The 11,952-nt window shown below is 51.0% G+C and carries 13 protein-coding genes and 1 riboswitch; of the genes, 7 read left to right on the top strand and 6 right to left on the bottom strand.

Features of this window, described 5'->3' with window-relative positions; all coding sequences use genetic code 11:
* Window positions 1-337: 337 nt before the first annotated feature.
* The 4 genes from JZM60_RS12750 to JZM60_RS12765 form a co-directional block, all read right to left on the bottom strand.
* The gene (locus tag JZM60_RS12750; protein ID WP_207162818.1) at window positions 338-943 is read right to left on the bottom strand and encodes a hypothetical protein; all 606 of its coding nucleotides are present in this window, start codon (window positions 941-943) and stop codon (window positions 338-340) included.
* Window positions 944-1,045: 102 nt separating this feature from the next.
* Entirely contained in the window at window positions 1,046-1,366 is a 321-nt protein-coding gene (locus JZM60_RS12755) for a helix-turn-helix domain-containing protein (protein ID WP_207162819.1), read from the bottom strand.
* Complete coding sequence (locus JZM60_RS12760) at window positions 1,363-1,680, bottom strand: type II toxin-antitoxin system RelE/ParE family toxin (protein ID WP_207162820.1); 318 nt, start codon at window positions 1,678-1,680, stop codon at window positions 1,363-1,365. The genes JZM60_RS12755 and JZM60_RS12760 overlap by 4 nt, the downstream gene beginning before the upstream one ends.
* Before the next feature lie 39 nt (window positions 1,681-1,719).
* A complete protein-coding gene (locus JZM60_RS12765) occupies window positions 1,720-3,078 on the bottom strand; it encodes a tyrosine-type recombinase/integrase (RefSeq protein WP_207162821.1) in 1,359 nt (452 codons plus the stop codon).
* Between the two features lie 592 nt (window positions 3,079-3,670).
* Between JZM60_RS12765 and JZM60_RS12770 the strand changes: the two genes are divergently transcribed.
* The 3 genes from JZM60_RS12770 (at window position 3,671) to dinB (ending at window position 6,120) form a co-directional block, all read left to right on the top strand.
* Window positions 3,671-3,925: a hypothetical protein gene (locus JZM60_RS12770; protein WP_207162822.1), complete on the top strand. Its 255-nt coding sequence runs from the start codon at window positions 3,671-3,673 to the stop codon at window positions 3,923-3,925.
* 329 nt (window positions 3,926-4,254) lie between these two features.
* Window positions 4,255-4,860: a transcriptional repressor LexA gene (gene lexA / locus JZM60_RS12775; RefSeq protein WP_207162823.1), complete on the top strand. Its 606-nt coding sequence runs from the start codon at window positions 4,255-4,257 to the stop codon at window positions 4,858-4,860.
* 27 nt (window positions 4,861-4,887) lie between these two features.
* Entirely contained in the window at window positions 4,888-6,120 is a 1,233-nt protein-coding gene (gene dinB, locus JZM60_RS12780) for a DNA polymerase IV (protein WP_207162824.1), read from the top strand.
* Window positions 6,121-6,169: 49 nt separating this feature from the next.
* Here the strand turns inward: dinB and JZM60_RS12785 are convergent, their stop codons facing one another.
* A complete protein-coding gene (locus JZM60_RS12785) occupies window positions 6,170-7,009 on the bottom strand; it encodes a PEP-CTERM/exosortase system-associated acyltransferase (protein ID WP_207162825.1) in 840 nt (279 codons plus the stop codon).
* A gap of 113 nt (window positions 7,010-7,122) precedes the next feature.
* A riboswitch (cyclic di-GMP riboswitch) is annotated at window positions 7,123-7,199 on the bottom strand.
* A 137-nt stretch (window positions 7,200-7,336) separates the two neighbouring features.
* Entirely contained in the window at window positions 7,337-8,023 is a 687-nt protein-coding gene (locus JZM60_RS12790; protein ID WP_207162826.1) for a CAAX prenyl protease-related protein, read from the bottom strand.
* Window positions 8,024-8,191: 168 nt separating this feature from the next.
* Between JZM60_RS12790 and JZM60_RS12795 the strand changes: the two genes are divergently transcribed.
* From JZM60_RS12795 to JZM60_RS12810, 4 genes are all read left to right on the top strand, one after another.
* Window positions 8,192-8,827 (top strand): PEP-CTERM/exosortase system-associated acyltransferase, encoded by a 636-nt coding sequence (locus tag JZM60_RS12795; RefSeq protein ID WP_241426252.1) that lies wholly within the window; start codon window positions 8,192-8,194, stop codon window positions 8,825-8,827.
* Between the two features lie 25 nt (window positions 8,828-8,852).
* On the top strand, window positions 8,853-9,890 hold the full coding sequence (locus JZM60_RS12800) for a two-component system sensor histidine kinase NtrB (RefSeq protein ID WP_241426253.1): 1,038 nt from the start codon (window positions 8,853-8,855) through the stop codon (window positions 9,888-9,890).
* Complete coding sequence (locus tag JZM60_RS12805; RefSeq protein WP_207162828.1) at window positions 9,880-11,223, top strand: sigma-54-dependent transcriptional regulator; 1,344 nt, start codon at window positions 9,880-9,882, stop codon at window positions 11,221-11,223. The genes JZM60_RS12800 and JZM60_RS12805 overlap by 11 nt, the downstream gene beginning before the upstream one ends.
* Window positions 11,224-11,474: 251 nt before the next feature.
* Window positions 11,475-11,936, top strand: a complete 462-nt coding sequence (locus tag JZM60_RS12810; protein WP_241426254.1) for a DNA-binding transcriptional response regulator — start codon at window positions 11,475-11,477, stop codon at window positions 11,934-11,936.
* Window positions 11,937-11,952 lie beyond the last annotated feature (16 nt).

Consider the following 11,952-nt stretch of genomic DNA (forward strand, 5'->3'; position numbering starts at 1 on the left):
CCAATCCTGAACGGTGCGGGAATGCGACCGGCTTCGACATCGCGCAAGGTCGACGAACGCGATCGACCACGAATTGCGCAAACCTCACGTATATCCAGGTTTCGGTCCTCGGTCGTGATCATGAGTCGCCGTTTGCCTGCTTGCATACTTCCCTCCTGCTCAACCAGTAGTATTTGAGCCCAGACTATCCCAACGACTACCACTTGTCGAGATTTTTGCCAGCAAAAACAGCTATTTACGGTACTTGGTTTTTGGCAAAAACAATGTACCCAACATCGAGCACAAAAAAAGCCGCTCGTTTCGGAGCGGCCTTCTGGTAAATCGGTGGTTTGGTATGTTACTTCTTGCGGCGTCTGAGTTTCCCTTCTATGTAAATCCTTGCTGGCGCCGACATCGTTTCAAGCAAGTTCTTGGCTGTTTCCTCCCGGCTGTAGCCGCGAGCCTCAACAACCTTCTCAAATGTTTCATAATACTGCGCATACTCGCTCCGTTCGTAAACGCGTTCAGGGTTGTCGGCCTCTTTACCCGTGACATTAAATGAGAACCCCCATTTACTCAAAGCTTTGACAATCTCTTTGTTTTCTAGACCAAAAGCCCACCTCAAGAGGTAGAACCGCTTAGCTAACTCCTTGCGCTGTGTTTCGGTTTCCATGGCACGAAACACATTTCTCGACAGTCCGCACACTTTATCAAGCGTCATGTAGTCCTTGACGTCGGTTGCGGCTGTATTGTGCTCCAGATACTTGTGAAACGCGTCTTGCAGTCCGTTCATGACCCATGCCGGCGGGCACAACCCAAGTCTAGTGCATTCATGAAACACTTGTATCAGGGCAAGGAAGTTCCCGTTTTCAGCTTGCTCGTAGTCTGCATCGGTTGCGGGTTCTCTCCCGAGGAAACAGCCATGCGCATAGGTTATCCAAAGTTCAATATCTTGAGTATCCATCTTCTTTGCGCCTCCTGTAGCGCCCTGGTAGATAATCGCGGGGAAACCGCCCCAGGAAAGGCGGCTTGTCGTCTGGCCGGACTATCCCCACGAAAGAGTGAACTATGCCGCCAGCTTCTTCAGTCGGTCCAAGGTGTCCGGATACTTCCGAACCAGTAGGATCAGGGTTGCAGCCTGGTCGTTCGGCTTGGCGCGGCCCTGTTCCCACTTTTCAAGGGTTCGGGGAGAGACATGAAGCTCATGGGCGAACACGGCACGAGAGAGGTTCAGACGTTCCCGCGTCTCCTTGATGAGTTCCGGCGTTACCTCGACTTTCGGCGTTTTTTCCACACGGTAGGTTTTCAGGGTGATCTTGCCCTCCCTGAATTGGTTGATTTCCTCGATACCCTGCGTCAGTTCTTCAAAGAGGTTGCGCTTTTTCATTTGTTCCATGCCTCCACCATGCTCTTGAGTGCTGCAATCTCTGCGGGGGGAAGGTTCGCCATTTCGTTCTTGGCGTAGACGGTTATCAGGTAGATATGACTATCCGCCCGTTGCCAGTAGTAGATGATCCTCACACCGCCGCGCTTGCCTTTGCCCTTGGCCGTCCATCGAACCTTGCGGATTCCGCCGGAGCCCCTGATTACATCTCCTGTATCCGGATTCTCGGCCATGAATGCCTGAAACTCCCGATACTCGTCATCTGATAGGTAATCAGGCAGTAGCTTTGTGAACAGAGATGTTTCGACAAAAAGCATGATTAACTATACCCTATTAGCGTATATCTAGCAATCCGTTTATGCAGTCTTCTTGCGGGGCAGGATGCTCACCACATTACTGCTATTCTCGCCCGAGACGATGTTCTTCAGCTTCCGCTCCCAAGCTTCAAGGGCTTGCTGTTTTTCCAGGTCATACTTGTGAAGGTTGTAAACTCGAATTACCCCTTGCTTGGCGTGGTTCAATACCGCGTCTATCACTTCGTCCATGTATCCCATTTGGGCCATGAAGGTTGCAGCCGTTCGTCTCAGGTCATGCGGGGTGAACTGAGAAATACTGAGTTTGTTCTCGGTGGCCGGTTTGCCGTCCTTGTCATAGAGCGGTTTTCCGTTCTTGTCGGTCATCGGCCATGCAAGGTTTCTGCGGACCGCAACGGGGAGGGCGTGGGCGTCTATCGGTTTGCCGATTGGCTTTTCGGTTACAGGGTCGATCTCGACACGAGGGGAGGGGAAGATAAATCCCTTCGGCACCGTCTCTCCGGTTTCCATATCAAAAACGGTCTGCTCTCCAATGAGTTCAAGTGCAAGGTCGGTAAGGTATACCCGATGGGCTTTCCCGTTCTTCGCCCTCTCGCTCGGGATGGTCCACCAATTCCCGTCAATCTCACTGGTATGTATCCCCGCCACTTCACCGGGCCGCTGGGCCGTGACGAGAATCAGCTTTAGGGCGCGACGGAGTTCGTTGGACATGGCCACCTTTGGGGAATCGAGAGAGGACCAAAGAGTCTTGATCTCGGATTCGGTCAAGGTGCGCTCCCGGCTGTTATTCGGTGCAAGGGCCTTGACGCCAAGGCAAGGAGTGTTTTGGAGAATGTCGCGCTCGATGGCAAAGTTGAACATCTTGCGTACGATCTTGAGCACCTGGTTTGACATGGCGGGGGAGCCACGATCGACGATACTTTCCAGCAAGAGGGTAACGTCTCGCTTGGTGATGTCTGCGGCCTTCAGTTGCCCCCACGATGGTATTACTTCACGGTTGAGCAACCGTTCATCCTCCTGCCATGACCGCTTGAACTTCTTTGCATGGCGCTCAATGTACTCGCTCACGAGCTTTTCTATGGTGGGGGCCTTCCGGTGTTCGTCCCGGGCCTGTCGTTCCCCCTCGTGCTTCTGGTCCCTCTCTGATTGCGGGTCGCGGGGATTGGTGGGATCGTTAAGCATGGCGTATGCTGCGGCGTGGGCTGCGCGTGCATCGACTAAGCTTTTTGCTGGATAACTCCCCAGATTCATCTGGCGGCGTTTCCCGTCGAAGGTGTAGACGAAGATCCATATCTTATGACCTGAGGGAAGGATACGGATGCCGAAGCCTTTATCCTCCCTGAGCTGATACATTTTGTCCTTCGCCTTCAGGTTCAATATTCCCTTGTCGGTAAACTTCATGATACCCCCTCGGGGAGGTTACACATTCCCGTGTAACCCCTCGTGTAACCTCTTAACTGTCGGCTGTAATCGAAATAAAATGATACAATTTGAAATAGAGAATATCGGTAATAAATTGATAAGTCAAGGTGTTATAGGCGGGAAGGTTACACAAGGCGAATTAATATGGAATAGCTTGAAATAGGCAAAGTATATTACTCCTAAGGAAGGGGTCGGACGTTCGAATCGTCTCGGGGACGCCAATAAAATAAAGGGCTTACAGCTTAGTGCTGTAGGCCCTTTTTGTTTAAATTACTTCTTGAGCAACATCTGTGATTTTTAAGTCACGCCTACTCTTTCGGGGCTCTTTCTGTAGTTGATGAGATTAGTTGTTAAAAATTATTAAAGTTTAATATGTGTTGTCCGATAAATGTATTAGGCTGGATTAGTTTGCTGTGACTAATGTTCGGTGTTTTGTGCAATTGCAGGTATTGCAGTGATTGAGACAGCTCTTCCGGGTTTGTCGTGAGCATGCTTTTTTAGCCGGATTCAACAGCCAGGGCCGACTGTTGTTACCTGTTGACAAGGCAACGAAGAATGGAGGAGTTAAAAAATGAAGAAGAATATTATTTTGGCAGTCATCATCATTTTCTGCTGTTCCGTAATGTCTTTCGCTACTACTAACCCCAAAAATGAGCAAAGAGTGTCAAAACCCTTCATGATTATTCAGGCGGAAACAGCGCCACTTTCCGAGTACGATATGAAGTGCGAGCAGGATGTTAAGAAAAGAATTCCATTTAATGGAACCGGAGTCATAGGATTTGCCCCGTATGCGGGGGGGGAATTACTATTTGACCGCCGGAAATAATAAAAAATTCGCTCTGGGGTATGTTTTTTCCGAGAATATCAAGAATGTTGAGAATCGCCTTCAAAGTCTCGCCATAGCCGGAACAAAGGTACAGGTAAAAGGAACCCTGAAAATTTGGAAAGACGGATCGAACGGTTTTGACAGCAGGGCTCCGATAGAAATATTCAAGTAGGGAAATAACCCGCTACATGTCCAGATGCCGCGCGGTCCAGTGGTAATGACATGTATGGTGAAGCAGGATGCCGTTGGGGGTCCGGTTGTCCCACTTCCTTGACAAGGTGTTCCTTTGGTGATAGGTTGTCAATTGCGAACCTGTTGAGGAGCATCCCATGGAAGAGCTTACCCCGCGCCAGAAAGAAGTCTTTCTATTTCTCGAAAACTACCTTGCTCAGCATGGTTATCCCCCCACCATGAGGGACATTGCCGCGCATCTGCGGATAAACGGCACTCTAGGGGTGATGAAACACCTCGGTGCCCTTGAGAAAAAGGGGTATATCCATAGAGATCCCGGCAACTCGCGCGGCATTTCCCTGGTCGGCCAAGGGGCCCGGCCGGCGTCGCTCCCGGTGGTGGGGGTGGTGCGGGCCGGAATGCTCCAGCCTGCCATTGAGGACATCGAGGGGTATCTTGCCATTGATCAGGCCCAGCTCAAGGGGGGGAGGTTCTTCCTGCGGGTAAAGGGGGATTCCATGGTGAATGCCGCTATCCTCGATGGAGATCTCGCCCTAATCCGCCCCCAGCCCACAGCAGAAAACAAGGATATCGTAGTTGCCATGGTTGATGGCGAGGCCACTCTAAAAGCGTTCTACCGTGAGGGGGGACAGATCCGTCTCCAGCCCCGCAACCCCAACATGGAGCCAATCATCATCCGTGAGGGGGAGGGGGAGGTCATCATTGTCGGGAAGGTGGTCGGGATATTCCGGATTCTGGAATGAGCCCTGCTGCAGCAGTGACTGGAAACCATGAACAGCACCATAATGCATGTTGATCAGAATGCCTTTTTTGCCTCGGTCGAGCAGGCGGCCAACCCGGCATTGCAGGGCAAGCCAATTGCTGTTGTCGGCGGTTCCGGCAGAACGGTGATAACTACCAGCTCCTACGAGGCCAGGGCCAAGGGGGTTAAGACCGGTATGGCGGTGTGGGAGGCTAAGAGAGCCTGTCCGGAACTGCTTATCGTGGTGGGTGATAACAAGAAGTACCAGTACATTTCCACCGAGATCAACAGGATCTTTCGCGATTATACCCCCGAGGTGGAGGCATTCAGCATCGACGAATCCTGGCTGGATGTTACCCGCTCCCTCTCGATCTTCGGGTCGGCAGCAGATATCGCTCGCAAGATCAAATCCCGTATCAGGCATGAGTTCAACATCACTTGCTCCATCGGCATTGCTCCCAACAAGCTCCTGGCCAAGCTGGCCAGTGACATGGAGAAGCCTGACGGACTCACCATTTTGCGGCCGGAGGATGTGCCGCGGGTTCTGGAAAACATGCCGGTTCAGGAGCTGTGCGGCATCGGCAAAAAGATGCAGCAGCACCTGAATATGATGAACATTTACACTTGCGGGGAGTTGGGGCGGTTTGATGAAGCCCGCCTGACCGGGAAGTTCGGCATCGTAGGGAAGCGTTTGAAAGAGATGGGGCAGGGCGTGGATAATAGCCCCGTTGTCCCGTATGGTGAAGAAGATGATGTGAAGAGCGTGAGTCATTCAAGGACGCTGGATCAGGATATCTCGGACCCCGGGGAGATCAGGCGTTTTCTATTGCAGTTGTCGGAGATGGTGGGCAGCAGGGCCAGGCGCTATGGGGTGACTGGAAGGACAATTCACCTCTACGTCCGGTATGCGGACTTCTTTTCCTCCTGGGGAAAACAGACTACTCTGCTCTCTTATGTGAACCGTACCGATGAGATCTACAAGACGGCGGTTTCGATTCTGGAGACGGTGGAACTGGAGCAACCGGTCAGGCTGCTCGGCATCGGTCTGTCGAGCCTCCGGCACCAGTCTGAACAGTTGCCGCTATTCGAGGAGGAAAGGAAGAAAACTGAGGCACTAAAAGCAATGGACGAAGTCAATGCCCGGTTCGGTGTCATGTCGGTTACGTTTGGTACACTGGTGCCTGGCAAGGAAAAGGCAGGGAGTCGTGTAATTCCGCCCAGCTGGCGTCCGGACGGGATTAGCAAGATAGATGTTCACTAACGGTTCGAGTTGTGAATAAACGGCGATCCCGTTCGGGCCCTGCGGCAAATCAGCAGGCATGCATGGGAACCGCGCATCTTTTCATTTGGGTGAATTTACAGGATGCCGCAGCGTTGTGCTTGTTTTTTAATTGATCAAGCAAGGTTCCTTCCTCAGTAATCACCTCCCAGACATCCTTGCGGATGTTCCATATCTTCCCTAGCAGTTTTTCCACGTTTTCATAGCAGGGCTGCCGCATGCCGTGGTATTGGACGATGGGGCCGATCGGTTTGAAAAAAATGCCGAAGCGGGTGAGAAGGCGCAGCAGAGAAGGTTCCATTACGGCAAACAAGTCGGTTACGCCATGCTCGGCGCTCATCTGTACAATGCCCTTCATAAGCCCGAGAGTGATGTAGGGAATAAGATCCTGCTTGCCGGTATCGGACCATGGCGTGGTTTCGCATGCCGATTCTTCGGGGAGCAGCGTCTGTCTGAATTCCTTGGATATGCAGAATCTGGATATTTCGGCGGCCCTCCCCGGATAAAACATCTTGGGATCAGAGAGGCGCGGACTTTTGCAGATCCCCTGGATGGGGAAGCTTTCTTCAGGTTTATGGGCGGGAAGTATTAGCCTCACTGTGCCGGCAATTGAGCCGGATGTTCTGTCGGCCAGCAGTCTGTGGACGGAGCGTCTGTCATACTCGTCCCGCTCGATGCCGTACGGGTGGGCAGACGGATCCTCATAATTGTTCTCAACGCAATATACCTGGTATCTCAGGCGGTTGGCCCTTTCCACAAGGCCGGGTGTATTGGCGGGGATTACATCAAACCAATGATCGTAGGCTTCTTTGAGGTTAAAAGAGTTTTCCGCTGAAGATTTGATCCTGGTATTGGCTTCTATGGACATCATGCCTCCTCCTTGAGTGATGCGCTGGAGTGCCGGATAATACGTTATTGCAGGAGTTTCTGTTGTTCTGCCATGGAAAAAAGAAAAGCCGGGACCGATATCTAGTCCTTAGATATTTCGGCGACCCGGCTGTCTCTGTGAGACCCTGTAGGCTTTCCGCCCCACTCTCGCGAGTGGTTTAGTATTATCGTCTACCTTGAACATATTCAGTTGTGCAAAAACAACGCAAGATTATCACCCAATTATCTGTAAATCAAGATTATTAATGTGACATTTTTTTCATGGTGAATGCGTTGACCTGACAATAATTTTCTGAGCAGGGAGCAGATTTCACCAGAAATGCCATTTTCCCGTTTGCAGGACATATATTCCGAGAAGAAGATTCGTTATCGAGTGCGAAAGAATGCAGTGTGCAATGCTCTTGGTATAATAGAGCAGAACGTTGTATGCGATGCCTGCCATAATGCCGGCAAGGACATAATGGTGTTCCAGGCCGAAGAGTACGGCAGATATGAGAAATGATGGCCACGTGAAGAGTCCGACAGGGACGGATTCGAAATCTTTATGGATGATATAGCGAATCAGGAATGACCGCCAGAAGAGCTCTTCCATGATGGGCACGACTATGGCGGCGCCAGCCAGCCTGAATGCCGTCATGAGGTTGCGGGCAGCGGCGTCGGGGATGAGCGTTGGATTGAATCCCTGGGGCGCTCCGTGGTTTTGGAGTATCCAGTCCATATTGATCCAGAGGATAAATACGGCAACCCCGAGGGCGATGCTGACTACGCTTTTAATGGGAGATGCGAGATCCCAGAGTTTTATTTCGCAATACTTAGAGCGGGCAAAAAAGAGAGCCATGCCTGCGAGAATGACCCTTATCGGATAGGTATAAAGAAACGTTTCCGGCGTGATATGGATAAATCCCTGGCGCGAGAAAAATCGAAGCGCTTCTTCAGCACCGATGCAGGCCATAAAAAGGGCGAAGGGGAGAACCCTGTGAAAAATCGAAGAATTCATTAAGGCTCCGGAGTTATCGGTTGAAGCAGTCGAAATAGTTGTTGCCTTGAGGCGGACGATACTTCATATTGTTAAAAAATGTAAACAAAATCAAAGCTAAAATATGGTTTTACGTTTTCCGGGGGGGAAATGTTCGAGTTCAGAAAAGCTGACAATGATGCAAATATCATGGAAGACATTTATCGCCTCCGCTACAAGGTATATTGCGATGAATGGGGCTTTGAAGAACCGGAAGATCACCCCCATGGCATCGAGACCGATGAATATGACAACCATTCGGTTCATTTCGCGGCTTTTCGTGAGGATGACGGTAGCCTGATAGGGACTGTTCGCCTGATCCAGTCATCCGACCTGGGACTGCCAATGTTGAAACATTGCGCCCTTGATATTGATACATCTGCCTTCAAGGATTCAATTGTAGGGGAGATTTCCCGTTTGGCAATCAGCAAGGAGCTTCGCAGGCGGGGACCCGACAAGGCGCTATACGACGACGGAATCCGGGAGCTGGAAGAGGAGAACATTCCGATATCCGTCAAGGAGCGCAGAAAAAACGAAAATGCGATCGTATTGGGACTGTACCGCTGCCTCTACAAGGAAAGCCTGGAAAAGGGGATAACGCACTGGTATGCAGTGATGGCTCGCGGGCTATATCTTTTGCTCAAGAAAATATCGATAATTCCACGGCAGATCGGGCCGGAGGTCAATTACCACGGATTGAGGGCGCCTTATCTCCTCGATCTGGTGCAGATAATGGATTACCTTAAGGAAAAGAATCCCTGTCTTTATCATCATTTCAAAGATTGACGGCTGAATTTCCGGAGTACTGAATGTGATAAGATCTTGTTTATTTCGTGTAGATAAAAATCTTGAGATTACCTTCATCGACAGCGAGCTGGAGCATCATTTCGGCGACGAGGCACGACAGGCTGTCGGATTACCCTATTTCTATTTTTTCCCCAAGATTTATTGTGGATCATGCGATGCAGTGCAGCAGGCTCTGGAAGAGGGGAGGACAATAGTCGTCAAGGGGGTTCGCATCTCGTGCATCTGTGATGAATTGATGGTAGATGCAACAATTTCTCCCATTCATGACAACGATTCAGCCATCAGCGGCGCAGAAGTTGCCATGGTTGCCTCCAAGCGTTGCCTGTCAATGAGGGAGAGTGATCATCTTCGTTCCCTTATTGACATCGGCAAGGTATCGGCGACCCTGGCCCATGGTGTCCGCAACCCTCTGAACGCCATCAAGGGGGCGGTTGTTTATCTGAAGCACCGTTATGCTTCGGATGGAACATTTGTGGAGTTTGCAGACATCATCGATGAAGAGATTGCCAAGCTCGACGCGTTCATAACCCGTTTCCTCAGCACTTCGCTGCTGGAGATGGAAAAATCCCCGAGCGACATCCATCTGCTGCTCGAAAAGGTGATGAAAATCACCTCACTCCAGGCCCAGGAACGCAAAATAACATTTGTCAGCGATTATGCGGATATTCCCTTTCTGGACATCGACGCTTTTCATCTGGAAAGTGCGATCCTGAACATCGTTAATAATGCCATGGAAGCGATGGCCCATGGGGGCACTATCACCTTCAGAACCCGCACGGCAATATCGTCATCAAAGAAATGCGTTACTATAGACATCTGTGACTCAGGCCCGGGGGTTCCCGAAAGCGAGGTTCGAACGATATTTTGTCCTTCCGGCGGTACTGTTCGGGATAAGGGACGGGGATTCGGCCTTTTCATTGCCCGTGAGATTGTCCAGCATCACGGGGGAAGCCTTGAAATATTGAGCTCCAAAGGATGCGGCGCAACGGTGCGGCTCTGTCTCCCCGCGGAAAGTTCCCAGGGGGAGCAATATGCAGGGTAATATGCACGGCAAGGTGCTCATTGTTGACGATGAGCCGAATGCGCTGAAGGTTCTCGCCGCAATACTGCGGGAGGAAGGATACACGGTATTCAAGGCCGTAGATGTCGCAGAAGCTGAACACACGCTTGGCAAAGAGGATATAGATACGGTAATCACCGACATGAAAATGCCGGCTAAAGACGGCATGCAGCTCATGGAGTTCATGGCGGAGCGTTACCCTGACATCCCGGTCATTTTTCTTACCGCATACGGCTCCGTGGATTCGGCAGTCCATGCCATCACCCGCGGCGCGTTCTACTACTTCATCAAACCCCCCGATTATCTGAAACTTAAAGGAATCCTGGCACGCGCGGTGGAGCAGCGTGGACTCAAGCGCGAAATCGAGGCATTGCGCAGAAGGATTCCCGGCGGAACCATGGTACGCATTGTGGGCGCGACCCCGGCCATGGTCCATATCTTCGAAACAATAGAGGCGGTCAAGGACTCCATGAGCAGCGTGCTCATCTGTGGCGAGACTGGTACCGGCAAGGAGCTTATCGCCCGGTCGCTGCACTATGGGAGCGTGCGGCGTGACAAGCCGTTCGTGGCGGTTAACTGTGCGGCCATGCCCCGTGAGTTGATAGAATCCGAACTGTTCGGCTACGAAAAGGGAGCTTTCAGCGGGGCATTTTCCCGTCGCATCGGGCGCTTTGAAGAGGCGGCGGAGGGAACCATATTCCTCGACGAGATCGGAGAACTGGAGATACCGCTTCAGGCAAAGCTTCTGAGGGTCCTCCAGGAGAAAGAAATTGAACGGATCGGCAGCAACAAGAAGATAAAGGTCAACTTCCGCCTCATTTCATCCACCAACAGGAATATTCCGGCCGAAATAGCCGCGGGGGCGTTTCGCGAAGATCTTTATTACCGGCTAAATGTGGTTCAGATCCAGGTCCCTCCCCTCCGGGATCGCCGTGAAGACGTCCCCCTTCTTGTGGCTGAACTTGTCAGGGAGTACGGTGCCCGCGAAGGGAAAGCCCTCAAAATCGATGACGAAGTCATGAAAGCCTTCCTCAGTTACAATTGGCCCGGAAACATACGTCAATTGGGCAACGTTATCGAGCGCGCCGTCGTCCTGGCAAAAAAGGACCGGATAACGGTCAAGGAACTTCCTGATGATCTGAAGCACTGCGCTGTCGCTGAGGAGCCCCGGCCACAGGTTCGGACGTTGCGAGAGGTTGAGGAAGAGGCGATAGTGACGGCACTTGAGGAGAGTTCCGGAAACAAGTCACAAGCTGCCAAGCTGCTGGGCATATCCCGAAAAGCTCTCTACAAAAGGCTCTCGGAAATGGAATGACGATGTTGGTCATGGTGCTGTTTCCTGGGAGTGTATCTAAAGGGGTCACTATTGATTGCTGGTTAACTGATTGAAATTATTTGGTTCACATTACAAGTGTGTCTTTTGGACACACTTTTTTTTGTTTTTTTCTCACGAAAGAAAGTTAGTGTTTCCGTTGGTAACAACTTGGGTAATTTAATGTATTGCTATTAACTGTCCGGTATTACGTAAGGTTATGGCGAGTAAATAAAAACTATAGTGAATACGCCATGATAAAGATTGTTGTGCTTTTATTAAGGGTTATTTTTTTAACATTGCCGTTAACGGGTATCCATTTTGCTGAAGTATACGGCATGGAACGCGAAACGATTCTAATTATTGACGAAGCCGGTTTCTCACGGGTCTGCTCCGCAATTCTCGAGGCGGAGGGATATCGTGCGGAAACCATCCTTAACGAAAGTCCGGAAACGCAAGCGGTATGCAATGAAGGCGTTGGCCTGGTGATAACGAGTTATCCCTACGGTTCGCGCTTTTTTGATGACCTGTGCCGTCTCAGCTCCCCGGTCATTGTCCTGACTGACCATATCAGCAAGGAGCTTCTGTCTGCACTGGAGGGGTTTGAAAATTCAATCTGCATGATCAAGCCGCTTGATTACCGGAAATTCACCTCGCTCGTGAAAGAAATGATGACCGGCACGTATGCGCGCCAGGGAGGGTATAGCATTGTCTAGAAAATATATTGTAATG

The organism is Geobacter benzoatilyticus (genome assembly GCF_017338855.1).
Lineage (GTDB): Bacteria > Desulfobacterota > Desulfuromonadia > Geobacterales > Geobacteraceae > Geobacter > Geobacter benzoatilyticus.